The organism is Campylobacter sp. 2014D-0216, from assembly GCF_014931215.1.
Taxonomy (GTDB): Bacteria; Campylobacterota; Campylobacteria; order Campylobacterales; family Campylobacteraceae; genus Campylobacter_D.
In genome coordinates this window covers 427,153-443,259 of sequence record NZ_CP063089.1, presented here as the reverse complement: position 1 = coordinate 443,259, position 16,107 = coordinate 427,153, and the positions used below count along the sequence as shown (strand labels likewise).

Genomic DNA, 16,107 nt, shown 5'->3' with positions numbered 1-16,107 from the left:
TTTGGCTTAGCTTTTATAATTAGAATTTGTATAGAGCTTCAAGTCTGATGAATTGATCTTTAGTATCGTCTTGACCAGCTGTGTTGAAGTCTTCATTTAGGTAAGAATAGAATCCACTAAATGTAAGTTTTGGACTATAAGCATAAGACACACTTGCTACAAATTCGTTTTTATCAATGTCTTTTTCATTTGCTCTTTCAGTTTTACCACCGATATAGTCAAATCCTACTCTTAAAGTTTCAGCAAAAGTATAGCCTAAACCTGCAAAGTAGAAGAAGTTTTCACCATGGCTACCAACTAATTTACTTCCTTCGTTAGAGTAGAAAATTTGTTGACCTGGAGCGATTACTCTACCTGTGTCTTCTAAAGTAACGATAGTTGATTTTTCTTTATCACCATAACCAACGATACCTGCTTGGAAATCAAAAGCAGAGATTTGTCCGCTGAATTTAGCAGCGTAGAAATTGTTGTCAGCAAGACCTAGTTTTTCTTTGTCGCTGTCTAAGCTGTTTCCTAGGTATTGACCTTGGATTTTGAAATTCATGTCATTGAATGCAAATTTATAGCTAGCATCTACTGCATATAAGAATGCCCAGTTAGCTGAATAAGCAGCCCATACTTGGAATGCAAATGGATCAAAGTCACCTAATACAGCAGCACCATATAGTGAAGATTTAGCGATACTTAAATCTGTGAAGTCACCATCATCTTGCCAATTTAGTGCATCAAACCAATAACCAGCAAAAGTTAAACCTTCGATAGAGTTGTTTACTACTTTAGCTCCTGTACCTACAGCATCATCAGTCCAAATAGAACCAACAGTTAATTTACCAAAAGTTACGCTTGTAGCATAAGCTTCGTTAGTGTATTCTAAATTTGCTTGTTTAACATTGAAAGTTTTGTTTGTTTGAGTGTTAGCTCCACCAAAACCAAGATCAGTTGAGTTGTATTCAAATTGAACGAAAGCTTTGAAGTTATCATCTAAAGCTGCTTTAAAATTTAATTGTGATTTGAATTTGTGTTCATTGTTTTTAGAGCTATTGTAACCGTTAACAGTACCACTAGCCTCTTTATTATCAACCATTACTGTTCTGTTTCCAACATCTCTTCTGTCAGATTGGAATCTGTATCTCATCATTCCTGATACATCAACATCTTTTATAGCTTCTTCAAGTGAAACAGCGTTAGCTGCTGAAAAAGCGCCTGCAGCTAAAGCTGCTACTAAACTAAGTTTAACTAGTTTCATGAGAATTCTCCTTATTAAAATTAAAACTATGACTTGTATTATAACATAGTTTTATATAAGAATTCTTAAAGTAAATAAAAAAATGCATAAAGTATTTAAGAGTTTGTAAGATGATAATATATCTTTAAAGATCTAGCTTAAAACTAGATCTTTAAAAACTAAGGAGTTATCTATGAATGTTTGCTTTTACAAGTGTAATTATGCTCCTTGATAGTTAATGTTTGGAAACTGAAACAAAAAATAAAAAATAAATCTAATAAAAATATAATCAAAATAACACCACATTTATGATGATTTAGCTTAAATTTTATTGATTATATATCTTTTAATTATGCTTAACCATCAAAGTATTTTCGTAAAGACATTAAATTAAAGCTGCGAGCAAGTTATTTGCTTACCATTTAAAAAAATATTTTGATTTTTTGATGTAGAAAATTTTGGTATATAAGCATAACCACTAAAAGGATCGATCACGATACACAAATGCTGATCTTGGTAATTAGACAACTTAATAATGCAATCATTATCCAAAGAGCTTAATTTATCATAACTTCGGTTTGCATTTTTTAAAGGAGTATATAAACGACCATAATCATCAAAAATCAAACGTGTAGTTCCTTTGCAAGCACCTTCAAACAAAACTTTAACGATACCATAGCTTTTTTCGATATTGTACTTTATATTTGCTTTGAAATCATTCTGATTAATGACACCACTTTGACCTGAATTCATTAAGATATTTGGATTAATCAAATCCACCGCTATTTCTCTATCTTTATTGATCATATGTTTTCCGATATTTGCATTTCCATCGCCATTTTTGTCTAAAAAAATCGTATAGGTTTGCTCATTATTAGTGGCTGATTTAGAACGTATAAAATACAACTGCCATTTTGCTTTATACCATTCTCTTTTTGCGATATTAAATTCTTTTGCTCTAAAATCATTTTGTATTAATGCTAGATGTCTTGTGTATTTAATATCATTTAAAATTTGTTCAGCACCCAAACGTAGATAATTAGGCTTAAAATAAAAATATGATATTGAAAATAAAATCGAAAGTATAACACAGACAAAGACTAATTCCACCAGAGTAAATGCTGTTTTCATTTAATATGATAATAAATTCTATACCTACCCAAATCAACATATAAATCACTAGGATTTTTATCAGAATAAAGCTCTAATTTCCCTTCATTAATGCCATAAAATTGAAGTCTAAGTGCTAGTTCTTTATCTTGGGTGGAAATTTTTGTTATGTTTTGTTCTTTTAAAGAAGATGCTAAATTTTTTGCAATATGATAATCATATGCAAAATGTTTTTTTGGATCTTTTAGTAGATAATAAAACACTTGATTGAAAATAATGCCCACATAAAAAAACAACAAAAACACCAAAGAACATTCGATAAAAATTTTATGTTTTAAACGCAATTGCGGCATTCTAGAGCGATATGAGGACATTAAATAGCGAATTAGCAATGGGGTACATACCACACAAAATGGTAAAAAATCCTCTAAAAACAATCTTTGTCTTATCGAAAATACTAGGCAAAAAATAAATGTCGTTGCACTAATAAACCACAAAAGTGGTTTATGGCCTTGTAAAAGTATCCTATAAACAACATAAAAAAAATAAAGAAATATCAAAGGCGAAAAGCATGCTGCAAAAATACCTAAGGTATCTAAAAAATACCCCTTAGGCTTACCACTTGCATCAAAGCCATAAAAACTCATTGCAACCGCAAATAAAATTAGTGAACAGGCTATGAGCAATTTGTCTTTTGTATAAATTGCATAAAAGAAAAAAGATAAATATAAAATTGCAAAATTACCATCTATAAATAATACCAAAACGAGTAAAAAATAAAACATAAGGTTTTTTTTGTATTCAAATAAAACCAAAATCAACAAAGTAAAAAAAATCACTATGCTAGATTCATTCACCAGTAAAGCACTAGCTACAGTACCTGGAAGCAATATAAAAAGTACAACAGATATCAATGCGTCAAAAGAAGTTTTGGTATATTTTAAAGCTAGTATATAAAGCAAAACACAACTTAAAGAGTGTAGAAAAATAAAAGGGATTCTCAAGCCAAAATCATTTTGACCAAAAAGAACTGTACCTATTTTAGCGATCATAGCAATAAAGCTATGATCATAAAAATAAATTTGCGCCTCATTATAGCTTATGGAGAGGGTGTTTACTCCATATAATAAAGCGCAAAAATCAAAAAATAAAATGGCAGTTAAATACCTTTTCATTTTTATTAGTCAAGTTTTACAGGACCATTGCTTGCGTGCGATTGTAAAAATCTTAAAATTCTATTTTTTTCCTCATCGGTGATTTTTGCAAATCCTTGCATAGCAGATAAATACGCATCCCACTCTTCCATTAAATGCTCTTTTGGTTTGTGTGCTGCATGGCAACTTGTACAAGTATCATAATAGGTTAGTTCTATTTCATCCCAAGCAAGAATTTCTTGATCGGTTAGATCCTTGCTCTTAACTAAAAATTCCATTTCATTGCTTGCATTTTTAGTATTCAAAGTAAGTAAAAGATAAATACCTTCTTTAGTAAAGGCTAAGCTTTTTGGGTTAGACTCAACTACTTCTCCTTTTACTTTTATCAAAGAATACTCACCTTCTTCTTTGATAAGCTCTACTTTAGATCCTTCATAAATTTGTCCTACGACTTTTTTACTAGCAGTATCTAAAAGATCTACTTTTTCATTGAAAACAAACATATCTTTAGCAAATAAAGCGCTGGCTAAAAAAGTTAAAGTTAGAATGATTTTCTTCATTATTAAGCTCCTATGATTTCAGGTGGTGTAGTTGAGTTATAAGGTTTTATAACTTCTTTTAATTTCTTAATACCAACAAGACAAGTATTTACACTAGTTGCTTGCGCCATGGTTGAAGTTGGTCTTGAACTAGTTAAAACATTTACATGGCCTGCATTACATCTTGGCTTACTATCACTTACATCTTCAGGATCATACCATGCGCCTTCTTGGATACTAATCACACCTTCCATGATATTATCAGTTACAAAGGCACCTGCTAAAAGCGATCCACGATCATTATATACTTCTACAACCTCTCCATGAGTAATACCAAGTTTTTTTGCATCGTTTGTATTAATCATTACAGGTTCTCTACCTTGAATTTTATACAAATCTCTTACCCAAGTATTATCAAGCTGAGAGTGTACTCTGTATCTTGGGTGTGGACTTACTAAATGGAAAGGATGTTTTTTTACTAATTTTTCATTACCTAGCCATTCAGCAGGTTCAAACCAAGTTGGATGTGCTTTAAAATCTTCTAGGTTGTATTTTTCAAATTTTGGAGAGTAGATTTGAATTTTTCCACTTTCTGTAGCAAGTTTATTCGCTACCGGATCTGCTCTAAATTCAGAGTGTCTTACAAAGTTGTATGCCTCTTTTGGCGTTTCAAAGTGAATAAAACCTTGCTTCCAAAAATCAGCAAATTCCATATAATAAGGACAATCACTTCTACCGTAAAAACCTTCAAGCCATTGTTGTTTAGTTTTACCACCGGTAAATTTTTTATGTTCTCTTTCGCCTATTCTTTTTGCTAATTCTTCAAAAATATCATAATCATTTCTACTTTCAAAATAAGGTTCGATTACTTTTTTCATAGCATAAACATAATCTTGCGAATAAGAACCACCAAAGCTGATATCGTCTCTTTCTAAAGTCGTAGTTGATGGTAGTACAATATCTGCCATTTTTGCCATAGGTGTCCACCAAGGCTCATGTACAATCAATGTATCCAATGTTCTTAGCGCTTTAATAAGCTCATTAGTATCTGGGTGGTGACCCAATACAGAAGCACCAACTACATACATCATTTTGATTTTTGGATAGGTAATTTCTTTACCTTTAAATTTCACAGTTTTACCTGGATTTAAAATCGCTTCTGAAACCCTACTTGCAGGAATATTTGTATCAAGATTATTTTTACCTTGTGGTAAACCTACTGGCAATCTTACACCAGAGAATGCTTGTCCACCACCTGAATAATGCATAGAAAAACCAAATCCACCACCAGGTAAGCCCACTTGACCTATCATTGAAGCTAACACCATTAAAGTCCAGTCTGCTTGCTCTCCATGGTGTGCTCTTTGCATTGCCCAGTTACCTGCTAAGAAAGTTCTGTTTTTAACAAAAGTATCTGCTAAAGCTGTGATTACTTTTTCTTCTACACCAGTGATATTTGCAGCCCAAGCCGGAGTTTTATCAATGCCATCTGATTTTCCAAGTAAATAAGGCAAGAATTTATCAAAACCATCAGTATATTTTTCTATAAATTTTTTATCATACTTTCCACTTTTGTATAGATAATTCATCATACCAAGCATTAAAGCAACATCGGTATTTGGACGAATTTTAATCCACTCTGCATTTAAAATTTCTGCTGTTTGAGTATATTGAGGATCAATTGTGATAAATTTGATTTTTGATTTGCTGTATTTTTTATAATAATCATCATTGCCACGATTTGCAACTTTAAAATCAATTTGATTACATTTATAAAGATCAGCACCCCATAAAACATACACTTGGGTATTTTCCAAAATAACCTCATGTGAAGTTTGTAATGAATAAACTTCCAAATCCCCTACTATACTAGCATTTACTTTACCAGCAGCACCATTACTATACTCACCATCAGTACCAATATGTCCACCTAAAGCGGTATTGAAAAATCTTCCTGCAACAGAGTTACAATTGTGCAATAAGCCTACATGTCCCCAAGCACCATAACTTGCGTTGAATAAATTTTCAATAGGAGTTTCTTTTAATTTTTGCAATACAAGCTCTAAAGCTTTCTCCCAACTAACTCTTACAAAAGGCTCTTTACCTCTTAATTTAGGTCTTTTTTTACCTTCTAAAAAACTTTTTCTTACACAAGGATATTTCACCCTAGTATCAGAATAAGTTCTATCAATGATCGCATCAGTGATAATAGAAGGATGTTTGTCAGATTGTTGTGGTGTAACTTTTACAAGTTTGCCCTCTGAATTTACTTCAGCCCAAATAGCCCCAAAATGTGTTGCGTGAGGAATTTTTTTAGTATCATAAAATTTAGTTCCTTCGCTCGCAGCTAACAAAGGATTTACTGAAGCAACTGCCGAAGTAGCAGCAAGTCCTTTTAAAAACTTTCTTCTAGTTAAACTCATAAGACATCCTTTCTTTAATAAAATAAAATTAAAATAATATTATAACATTTATATTTTATTTAAAGCTAAATTTTAATACTCCAAAAAAAGTCTATCCATTCTTTAGCTTCTTTGATGTAAAATTCAGGAATTAACAATGCCGATGGTTTATAAAAAACACTTGCAACTTTAAGTTCTAAGTGAGGGTATTTTTCCATTAAAACTCTTTTGATTTCTATCATTGTTTCACCGCTATCAATAATATCATCTACTAAAAGAATTTTCTTATATGTACTAAGATCAGGAATATTAAAAATTTTAATCGTATCTAATTTTTGCGTATCTTCATAATGGATTGAATTTAAAGAAAATAAATTTCTATTTCCCATACCTTCAGCTAAAAAATGCCCTAAAGTCATACCACCTCTTGCTATAGCAAGCAAAACATCTGGATTAAATTCTTCTTTAATTTTACGTGTAAAAGGGATAATTTCTTTTTGAAATTCTTCATAAGCATAATAATACATAATCACTTCCTATAAAAATTGTAATAAAAATACTAGCAACGAAATCGCACTTAAAACAATAATACCAAGATTAATTTTATCAAATTCTTTTTGCATAAGACGCATCAATAAATACGCAATAAAACCAAATGCAAAACCCGTAGTAATAGAATAAGTCAATGGCATCATAATAATAATAAAAAACGCACTCACTGCAATCGCTTTGTCTTTAAAATTAATACTTGCAACTTCCATAAACATCAAAACCCCAACAAGCACTAAAATAGGATAAATCGAATTTGCAGGAATAGCCTTAAACACAGGCAATAAAAATAAAGTAAAAACAAAACATATAGCAGTAACTAAAGCTGTAAGACCTGTTCTACCTCCTGCTTCTACCCCTGCTGAACTTTCCACAAAAGCAGTTACAGTAGAAGTTCCAACTACTGCGCCCATAGCCGAACTTGCCGCATCAGCTCCCAAGGTCTTACCTAGTTTTTTCTCACCTTGTTTTGGATCATCAAAAATTTTCCCTCTTGAACCTACACCAGTAATAGTACCTACGCTATCAAATAATTGTGTCACAAAAAATGTCAATACTACTGGTATCATACTAAGTTCCAAAGCACCTTGGATATCAAGCTTACCAAAAATTGCACTTAAGCCATTATCTCCACTGATTACGGGTAAAGATAAAATTTGTTCTGGAAACTGCGCTCCATCAATACCAAAAATCCAAGCACACAAAGCACTCACAAAAACAGCTAAAATAAATGCTGCTTTAATTTTCCATGCCCAAAAAACAAAAACCAAAAACAAGCCAAATAGACCAAAAAGCACCTTAGTACTGGAAAAATCTCCCAAGCCCACCAAAGTCGCTTCGTTTTTAGTGATAATTCCCATTTGCACAAGACCCATAAAAGCAATAAAAGTCCCAATACCTGCTGATATTGCTTTTCTTAAGTCATTTGGTATACTTTTAATAACCCAAATTCTAAAATTAGTAAAAGATAATAAAGTAAAAATAACACCTGATAAAAATACCGCACCCAAAGCACTTTGCCAAGGAACTTGATAGGTATTACAAACACTAAATGTAAAGTATGCATTTAAACCCATACCCACACTCATAGCCACAGGAGTGTTAGAAAACAAAGCACTAAAAGTCGTTGCTATAATGGTCACCAAAGCTGTTGCAACAATCAAAGCTTCTAATGGCATACCTGAATGACTCATAATATTTGCATTTACTGGTATGATATAAATCATAGCCAAAAAAGTAGCAATACCTGCATAAATTTCAGTTTTTACATCGGTTTTATGCTCTTTAAGTTTAAAAAAATCCATTTTTATCCCTAATATGTTTTTAACTCATTATACAAACTATCACGCTCTACAGCAATATAACCTGAACTTTGAATCATCTCCACAAAGGTTTTCATGCTAAGTCCATTTGAACTTTTTGCACCACCTGCGCTTTGTATGCTTTCTTTTTCTATAGTACCATCTAAGTCATTTGCGCCAAAATCTTGAGCCACCATAGCTAAATTTATACCCATAGTCGCCCAATAAGCTTTGATGTTTTTGATATTATCAAGCACTATCCTTGCAATAGCTAAAGTTTTTAAAATTTCTACTGAACCTAGAGGTTTTTTTCCTGTGATAAAACTATTATCTTGCTGCCAAACCAAAGGAATAAAAGCATTAAATCCACCCGTTTGGTCTTGAAGCTCTCTTAATCTAATCATATGGTTAATTCTATTTTCTCTACTTTCTATATGCCCAAACAACATAGTTGCATTACTCTGCTTGCCTTTTTCATGCCAAAGTTTGTGAATTTTTAGCCAATTTTCGCTACTTACTTTACCGTGGCAAATTTTTTTTCGAACTTCCTCATCAAATATTTCAGCTCCACCACCTGGCATAGAATCTACGCCATATTCAAGCATTTTTTCGATTACTTCTTCATAACTCATACCAAAGGCTCTACTTAAAAAATCTACCTCTGCAGCAGTCAAAGCCTTAATATGTAAAAATGGATATTTTTCTTTAATCATTTTGAAAATTTCTAAATACCACTGCCACGATGTATTTTTATTGTGTGCTGAAACAATATGAATTTCTTTGGTATCTCTTTGAACCGTTTCATCAACAATTTTCATAATTTCTTCATGTGTCATAGTATAAGGATTAGGATTTTTTCTATGCGCTGAAAAAGCACAAAATTTACAAGTATCTGCACATATATTGGTAGGATTAATATGGCGATTGATATTAAAATAAACCTTTTTTCCGTGTAAGTTTGTGCGAATTCTTTGTGCGTATTTACCCAAAGTAAAAAGCTCAAGATCCCAAAGCTTATTTGCCTCTTCTTCATTCAATCTTTCTTGATTTTCAAGTTTTTCTATAATTGTTTGCATATTTTTACCATATTTTAAATTTAAAACTACAATTATAATTTCTACTTACTTAAAATTTAATACAAAGTATTTTTGGTATGATATAAAAAACAAAAATAAGGAAAATTTTTCACATATGCAAATGCAAAAAATTCAAAAACTCAAAAATTCTTTAAAAGACTATGAGGCGTATTGCTCGAGGCTTTTTTTAAAACAAGGCTCCTTTAGCTTTTACCATTCTAAGGAAATTGATCGCTTTATAGAAGATGTTTATGAATTAACATTAAGTGATTTTTTTGATGATTTTTTTCCGCACAATGATAAAGTTCCATTTTGTATTATTGCTATAAAACAATACGCCAGAATGAACTTAAGCATAAAAGAAAATGTAGAATTACTACTTATATATAAAGACATTAAAGCATATAATATCAAGCCCTTAATGAAAGCATTTATTGCTTCATTAAACGATATCAATCTTAACATTAACTACCAAATTTGCGAGATCAATGGGCTTTATAATATCGCCAAAAATGAACTCAAACAAAATATCTTACAACACCGTTATATATGCGGATCTAAAATTTTATTTAAGCAAATCAAAGAAAAAATCAATCAAGCACAAGATGAACTTAAAGAAGATTTTGCATTAAAAATATTGCAAGAGTTTAACCCATTTATTCAACCTCTAATCAAACAAGAATTTGATATCAATAAAAATTTTGGCGGTTTAGACGAACAACTAGATATAGAAAATTTAAATATTTTATTTAAAGACTCACCTAAAAACTACATGTTAAATTTTATCAACGAAAAAGAGTTAAGCGAATTTAAGCTTGCGAGTGATTTTTTGTTTTCCCTCAAATGCGCTATGAATCTTTTAGAAGGTAAAAATACTAATTTGTTCTTAATACAAAACTCACAAGAACTTGCTAGTTTAATGCAAAAAAAAGAAAAGAAAAATTTAGATCTTAAATCCATACTTATCCAAAAAGCCATGCAAAGCATGCAAACATGTGGAATTTACACACATTTTTTAGCAAGGTGTATCCAAGAAAAACACTATAAAGAATATAATTTTTACAAAGATCAAGATGATACATTGGACATCTTAGAACAAAAAGATCAACTAGATTTGATTTTAAACGAACTTTTGCAGCTAGATGATAAACCTTACAACTTTGACATTAAATTTGTTTTTGCTTTAAAAAGAGCACAAAATAATGGAGAAAATTTAGAATTATTTAAAAGAATTTTAGAAAGAAATCATTCTTATAGCATCTTAAAGCTTCTTGCTGATGCAAATATCTTAAAAGATTTTTGCAAGCCTCTTACTCAAAGCAAATTTTTACTCGAAGAAGAAGGAATTTATAGTGCATTAGATAGGGCCTTGCTTTGCCTAAAATACTTTGAAGCAAAAAATTATGATTTTGAGAAAAATACACTTTTAATCATCAAACTCACTATAATTTTAAGTGCTATTCATGAAGAAAATGAAATTTCTCTAGCTAATATCTACAGAGCTTATGTGGGGAAATTTCAAGTAGAAAATGAACTTTTAGATTTTGGACTAAGATTATTTAAAAACTTTAACACTTTTAAAGACATCATAGAAAAAGAAGATATTTATAATTCTACTATTGTTTTAAATTTTATCTCTAAACTAAGCGACATTAAAACCTTAAAAATCCTACATCTTTTATCATTTTGTAATGCCAAAGCATTAAACATAGAAAATCATTTTTATTATAAAAGTTTAGAACGATTATTTCAAAATGCTCTAGAAGGCTTTGAAGATGAAAATTTGATTGATGAGAGTCAAAGAAGAGTTAAAAAAGAACAAACTTTAAAAAGAAGTAAAGCTTTTATAGAGCTTGATGAGCATACGCAAAACAATATTACGCATATTAAATCCAATCTCTTTTTTATTAAAAATAGCTTTGAAAAAATCATCAAAGTTACACAAATAGCACAAAAAGAAAATTTCATTTTTTGGCTTGACAATCAAGACAATTTTACTTTAGAACTAATCATGAATAGAAAAAATAATATTGAAAATATATTGAATGCTCTAAGCTCTTTAAACCTAATCTTTATGAGCTTTTTTGAGCTATTTGATGAAAAAGTTTATCTTAAATTTGAATATTCAGATATAGTAAGCGATAATCAAAAACAAAGTTTAGAAAATTTACTCAATGCCAAATTACATTTAAAAGTGCAAAAAAAAGCAAAAAAACCAAACATTAAAAAAGATGAATTAAAATTAGATATGAATTATTCCAAAAGCTATGCCAAAATAACCCTAAACACCAAAGATCAAAAAGGTTTAATGGCTTATGTGATGGACGTACTTGCAAGATATGATATCATCTTAAGTGCGGCAAAAATTCAAACAATAAAAGAAAGAACGCGAAATGTTTTGATTTTGCATAAAAATGAAAGTTTGCAAGATCATAAAGATCAAATTCTTAAATCCTTAATAAGCGAGTAAAACATGTGTGGAATAGTAGGCTACATCGGAACAAAAGAAAAAAAACAAATCATACTAGAAGGTCTAAAAGAACTTGAATATAGAGGCTATGACAGTGCTGGTATAGCAGTGATGAAAGATGGGGAGTTAGATTTTTTTAAAGCGGTTGGAAAATTAGAAAATTTAGCTAACAAAACAGCTAATTTTAGTAGTGATGGTTTTGGACTTGCCATAGGTCATACACGTTGGGCAACCCATGGTAAACCTACTGAAATCAATGCACATCCACACTTAGGTCAATACTCTTGTGTAATCCACAATGGAATCATAGAAAACTACCAAGAATTAAAAACAAAACTCTCACAAGAAGGAGTTAGTTTTTTAAGTCAGACTGACACTGAAGTTATTGTGCATTTGTTTGAATATCACGCAAGTAAGCTAGAACCTTTTGAAGCATTTCAAAAAACTATAGCTGAATTAAGAGGTGCTTTTGCTATATTACTTGTGAGTAAAAAAGATCCTAATACAATTTATTTTGCTAAAAATGCTGTGCCACTCATCATTGGTAAAAATAGCGATGAAAATGAATACTATTTTGCTTCTAGTGATGCGCCTTTAGTTTCTTTGGTGGATAAGGTAGCTTATCTTGAAGATGGGGAATATGGCTATGTTAATCCAAAAGAATGCAAAATCTGTAGCGGTCAAATTTGTATTCAACCTACTTTTGTACCACTTAGCCAAGATAAAAGCTTTGCGCAAAAAGATGGTTATAGATTTTTCATGGAAAAAGAAATTTACGAGCAAAGTAGAGTTTTAGGTGAAGTGCTTATGGGTCGCTTACAAGGTGATCAAATTGTATTTGAAGATATAAATGCATCACTGCTGCAAAATATAGATGAAATCACACTTTGCGCTTGTGGTACAAGCTATCATGCAGCATTAAGCGGTGCTTACTTACTTGAAAGACTTGCAAAGGTTAAAACCAAAGTAGAAGTTGCGAGCGAATTTAGATACAGAGAAGCCATTATAGGTAAAAACACTCTTTTTGTAGTGATCTCTCAAAGTGGAGAAACAGCAGACACACTAGAAGCCCTAAAAATAGCTAAAGCACAAGGAGTTAAAACTCTAGCAATATGCAACGTGGACAACTCCAATATAGTGCGCTTAGCTGATATATCTTTACTTACTAGAGCAGGCATTGAAAAAGGTGTAGCTTCAACCAAAGCTTTTGCTACTCAAGTTGCTACTTTATGGATGCTTGCGATCTATCTTGCACAAAAGGCAAGCTTAGATATGAGTAAAGAAATCAAAGCCCTAAGAAGCCTACCTAATATCGTTAAGGTTGAACAAAGTCTACATGAAAAAGTACATAGAATTTCAAAAAGATACTTGCATGGCCATGGCTTTTTCTTTATAGGAAGAGATGTGTTTTACCCATTAGCACTCGAAGGGGCTTTAAAATTAAAAGAAATTTCGTATTTACATGCTGAAGGCTATCCTGCAGGAGAGATGAAACACGGACCTATTGCTCTAGCAGATAGTGAACTTTTTACCGTTGCTTTAATGCCACAAAATTGTCTTTATGAAAAAACCAAATCCAATGTCGAAGAACTTGCCGCAAGAGATTCTACTTTGCTTGCCATCTCTCCACTTGACTTTGACTTGAGTGATGACTTTATTAAAACATCAAAACAAGAACACTATATGTGTGAATTTTTTGAAATGATGATAATCTTGCAACTACTAGCTCTAGAAGTTTCAATTAGGCTTGGTAATGATGTAGATATGCCAAGAAATTTAGCAAAAAGCGTTACCGTAGAATAATTTTTGTGTAGTTTTGAAAAAACTACACTTTCTTTTTTAATTTCCATAAATACTTCTTAAATTATAAGCAAACTTTAGGGTTTATTTGGTTTAAATATTACATCTTAATTTCAACACAAGGAAAAATCATGGAATATAGAATAGAACATGATACTATGGGAGAAATCAAAGTCCCTAACGACAAATACTGGGGAGCACAAACTGAAAGAAGTTTTGAAAATTTCAAAATCGGTTGTGAAAAAATGCCAAAAGTTTTAATCTATGCTTTTGCAAACCTTAAAAAATCTTTAGCTTTAGTTAATAATAAACTTGGTAAATTAGATGATGCAAAAAAAGATGCAATTGTCCAAGCTTGTGAAGAGATTGTAGCGGGTAAATTTGATGATAATTTTCCACTCGCAATATGGCAAACTGGCTCTGGCACGCAAAGCAATATGAATATGAATGAAGTTATAGCTAATCGTGCAACTGAAATCATGGGTGGAGATTTTAGAAAAGAAAAACTCGTTCACCCTAATGACCATGTGAATATGTCGCAAAGCTCAAACGATACTTTTCCAACTGCCATGAGTATTGTTTCAGTAGAACAAGTTGAAAAAAAACTCATTCCCGCTCTTGATGAGCTTATTGCAACTTTTGAAAAAAAAGTAAAAGAATTTGAAGGTATTATTAAAATAGGAAGAACCCATCTTCAAGATGCAACCCCTCTTACCTTAGCACAAGAATTTAGTGGATATCTTTCTATGCTTTTGCACTCAAAAGAACAAATCATTGCTTCACTGCCAACATTAAGAGAACTTGCAATAGGCGGCACCGCCGTTGGAACGGGGTTAAATGCTCACCCTGAATTAAGCGAAAAAGTAAGTGAAGTCTTAAGTCAAATCATTGGCACTCAATTCGTATCTAGTCCAAATAAATTTCATGCACTCACCAGTCACGATGCAATCAATTTCACACATGGTGCTATGAAAGGCTTAGCCGCAAATTTAATGAAAATAGCCAATGATATTAGATGGCTAGCTTCAGGACCAAGATGTGGCCTAGGAGAGATCAATATACCAGAAAATGAACCAGGTAGCTCCATCATGCCGGGTAAGGTCAACCCAACACAATGCGAAGCTTTAACTATGGTTGCAGTGCAAGTTATGGGAAATGATGCAGCAATTGGTTTTGCGGCAAGTCAGGGAAATTTTGAGCTTAATGTATTCAAACCTGTTATTATTTACAACTTCTTACAAAGTCTTGACTTACTAGCTGATGCAATGCATTCATTCAATATCCATTGCGCAGTTGGCATAGAGCCAAATAAAGAAAAAATAGACTATAACCTACACAATTCTTTAATGCTAGTAACTGCATTAAACCCACACATTGGTTATGAAAATGCAGCAAAAGTTGCAAAAAACGCTCACAAAAAAGGTATTTCTTTAAAAGAAAGCGCTATGGAACTTGGCTTAGTTAGCGAGGAGGATTTTGCTAAATTTGTAGATCCAACAAAAATGATAGGCCCAAAAAAATAATCCAAAGACTAGGGTTTCCCTAGTCTTTTAAAGGTATAGCTATGATTTATGAAAATGATTATATATGGATAGAAAAAGAAGACTCTCAAATTCCTTGGGTAAAAATTTTTACCAAAGAATGCTACAAAGAACTTAGTGACTGCCCTACTTTTTTGCAAAATATACTCTTTCAGTACACTCTAGCATGCGAAACAAGCTTTAGAGAATACTACAATCCAGAAAAAATCAACATAGCTTCTTTTGCAAACTATGTACCAAGAGTACATTTTCACATTATGGCACGTTTTAAAGAAGATGCTTTTTTTCCTGAATGCATGTGGGGGAAACAACAAAGAGAAATCAAGGATTTAAATTTACCTGATTTTGATGGATTTATTTCTATTTTACTTGAAAAAATAAAAAATATTCAAATTTAAGTCAAACTATATTTATAAAATTGAGTCAAGTTAATTTTATAATACTGTTTATTTTATAAATTTAGCATTTTTATTTCAAAAATGAATGATTTGTCAAAATTGTATAAAAACCAAATTATTTATTCTATTTAACTAAAATATCAAAAAAACAATAGGAAGGTTAACATATGAAACAACTGCTATTTTTATTTACACTTTGCTCATTTGCATTTTCCACACAATGTGAGGTTAAAATAGAGCAAATTCAAAAAGAAATAGCTTATGCTAAAAATTACAATCATCAAGAAAAAGCTTTAAGCTTAGAATTAGCCTTAAAAGAAGTTCAAGCAGATTGTGCAAAAGATCCTCTTTTTTATGATAAAAAATTAGAGGCTAAAAAACTTAAAGAGCAAGAGATAGAAAAAATCGAACAAGAATTAAAAGCATTAAAAAAACAAAAAGATTATATGAGTAAAACAGAATATAAAAACAAAAAACAAGCTTTAAAAGACAAAAAAGATAAAATCAAAAAAGAGATTGAAGAATATATCAACAAACTCTAG

13 protein-coding genes are annotated in these 16,107 nt (G+C 31.3%); 5 read left to right on the top strand and 8 right to left on the bottom strand.

Annotated elements, in window-relative coordinates; genetic code table 11:
• Nucleotides 1-19: 19 nt before the first annotated feature.
• The 8 genes from A0083_RS02300 to mqnE form a co-directional block, all read right to left on the bottom strand.
• Nucleotides 20-1,246 carry a major outer membrane protein gene (locus A0083_RS02300; protein ID WP_197552735.1) on the bottom strand — a complete coding sequence of 409 codons (1,227 nt, stop codon included), beginning with the start codon at nucleotides 1,244-1,246 and terminating at the stop codon, nucleotides 20-22.
• A gap of 369 nt (nucleotides 1,247-1,615) precedes the next feature.
• A complete protein-coding gene (locus A0083_RS02295) occupies nucleotides 1,616-2,356 on the bottom strand; it encodes a pilus assembly FimT family protein (RefSeq protein ID WP_197553897.1) in 741 nt (246 codons plus the stop codon).
• Nucleotides 2,353-3,510, bottom strand: a complete 1,158-nt coding sequence (locus A0083_RS02290; RefSeq protein WP_120759565.1) for a phospholipid carrier-dependent glycosyltransferase — start codon at nucleotides 3,508-3,510, stop codon at nucleotides 2,353-2,355. Before A0083_RS02290 ends, A0083_RS02295 begins: the two co-directional genes overlap by 4 nt.
• A 5-nt stretch (nucleotides 3,511-3,515) precedes the next feature.
• Nucleotides 3,516-4,049, bottom strand: coding sequence for a hypothetical protein (locus A0083_RS02285; RefSeq protein ID WP_120759567.1), 534 nt, complete (start codon nucleotides 4,047-4,049; stop codon nucleotides 3,516-3,518).
• Nucleotides 4,050-4,051: 2 nt separating this feature from the next.
• Nucleotides 4,052-6,451, bottom strand: a complete 2,400-nt coding sequence (locus A0083_RS02280) for a molybdopterin guanine dinucleotide-containing S/N-oxide reductase (RefSeq protein WP_120759569.1) — start codon at nucleotides 6,449-6,451, stop codon at nucleotides 4,052-4,054.
• Nucleotides 6,452-6,516: 65 nt separating this feature from the next.
• Complete coding sequence (locus A0083_RS02275; RefSeq protein WP_120759571.1) at nucleotides 6,517-6,957, bottom strand: phosphoribosyltransferase; 441 nt, start codon at nucleotides 6,955-6,957, stop codon at nucleotides 6,517-6,519.
• A 9-nt stretch (nucleotides 6,958-6,966) separates the two neighbouring features.
• A complete protein-coding gene (locus A0083_RS02270) occupies nucleotides 6,967-8,283 on the bottom strand; it encodes an NCS2 family permease (protein WP_197553895.1) in 1,317 nt (438 codons plus the stop codon).
• Nucleotides 8,284-8,291: 8 nt separating this feature from the next.
• Nucleotides 8,292-9,356 (bottom strand): aminofutalosine synthase MqnE, encoded by a 1,065-nt coding sequence (mqnE, locus tag A0083_RS02265; RefSeq protein WP_197553893.1) that lies wholly within the window; start codon nucleotides 9,354-9,356, stop codon nucleotides 8,292-8,294.
• 115 nt (nucleotides 9,357-9,471) lie between these two features.
• Between mqnE and A0083_RS02260 the strand changes: the two genes are divergently transcribed.
• From A0083_RS02260 to A0083_RS02240, 5 genes are all read left to right on the top strand, one after another.
• Complete coding sequence (locus A0083_RS02260) at nucleotides 9,472-11,826, top strand: nucleotidyltransferase (protein ID WP_197553891.1); 2,355 nt, start codon at nucleotides 9,472-9,474, stop codon at nucleotides 11,824-11,826.
• A 3-nt stretch (nucleotides 11,827-11,829) separates the two neighbouring features.
• The gene (gene glmS / locus A0083_RS02255; protein WP_197553889.1) at nucleotides 11,830-13,629 is read left to right on the top strand and encodes a glutamine--fructose-6-phosphate transaminase (isomerizing); all 1,800 of its coding nucleotides are present in this window, start codon (nucleotides 11,830-11,832) and stop codon (nucleotides 13,627-13,629) included.
• A gap of 128 nt (nucleotides 13,630-13,757) precedes the next feature.
• The gene (gene fumC, locus A0083_RS02250; RefSeq protein ID WP_120759580.1) at nucleotides 13,758-15,149 is read left to right on the top strand and encodes a class II fumarate hydratase; all 1,392 of its coding nucleotides are present in this window, start codon (nucleotides 13,758-13,760) and stop codon (nucleotides 15,147-15,149) included.
• Nucleotides 15,150-15,190: 41 nt separating this feature from the next.
• The gene (locus tag A0083_RS02245; RefSeq protein ID WP_197553887.1) at nucleotides 15,191-15,565 is read left to right on the top strand and encodes an HIT domain-containing protein; all 375 of its coding nucleotides are present in this window, start codon (nucleotides 15,191-15,193) and stop codon (nucleotides 15,563-15,565) included.
• 167 nt (nucleotides 15,566-15,732) lie between these two features.
• Nucleotides 15,733-16,107: a DUF1090 family protein gene (locus A0083_RS02240; RefSeq protein ID WP_120759584.1), complete on the top strand. Its 375-nt coding sequence runs from the start codon at nucleotides 15,733-15,735 to the stop codon at nucleotides 16,105-16,107.

What these genes read in the sequence shown, in the direction of transcription:
- A0083_RS02300 (WP_197552735.1), bottom strand. Translation starts at nt 1,246, where the DNA reads ATGAAACTAGTTAAACTTAGTTTAGTAGCAGCTTTAGCTGCAGGCGCT.
- A0083_RS02295 (WP_197553897.1), bottom strand. Translation starts at nt 2,356, where the DNA reads ATGAAAACAGCATTTACTCTGGTGGAATTAGTCTTTGTCTGTGTTATA.
- A0083_RS02290 (WP_120759565.1), bottom strand. Translation starts at nt 3,510, where the DNA reads ATGAAAAGGTATTTAACTGCCATTTTATTTTTTGATTTTTGCGCTTTA.
- A0083_RS02285 (WP_120759567.1), bottom strand. Translation starts at nt 4,049, where the DNA reads ATGAAGAAAATCATTCTAACTTTAACTTTTTTAGCCAGCGCTTTATTT.
- A0083_RS02280 (WP_120759569.1), bottom strand. Translation starts at nt 6,451, where the DNA reads ATGAGTTTAACTAGAAGAAAGTTTTTAAAAGGACTTGCTGCTACTTCG.
- A0083_RS02275 (WP_120759571.1), bottom strand. Translation starts at nt 6,957, where the DNA reads ATGTATTATTATGCTTATGAAGAATTTCAAAAAGAAATTATCCCTTTT.
- A0083_RS02270 (WP_197553895.1), bottom strand. Translation starts at nt 8,283, where the DNA reads ATGGATTTTTTTAAACTTAAAGAGCATAAAACCGATGTAAAAACTGAA.
- mqnE (WP_197553893.1), bottom strand. Translation starts at nt 9,356, where the DNA reads ATGCAAACAATTATAGAAAAACTTGAAAATCAAGAAAGATTGAATGAA.
- A0083_RS02260 (WP_197553891.1), top strand. Translation starts at nt 9,472, where the DNA reads ATGCAAATGCAAAAAATTCAAAAACTCAAAAATTCTTTAAAAGACTAT.
- glmS (WP_197553889.1), top strand. Translation starts at nt 11,830, where the DNA reads ATGTGTGGAATAGTAGGCTACATCGGAACAAAAGAAAAAAAACAAATC.
- fumC (WP_120759580.1), top strand. Translation starts at nt 13,758, where the DNA reads ATGGAATATAGAATAGAACATGATACTATGGGAGAAATCAAAGTCCCT.
- A0083_RS02245 (WP_197553887.1), top strand. Translation starts at nt 15,191, where the DNA reads ATGATTTATGAAAATGATTATATATGGATAGAAAAAGAAGACTCTCAA.
- A0083_RS02240 (WP_120759584.1), top strand. Translation starts at nt 15,733, where the DNA reads ATGAAACAACTGCTATTTTTATTTACACTTTGCTCATTTGCATTTTCC.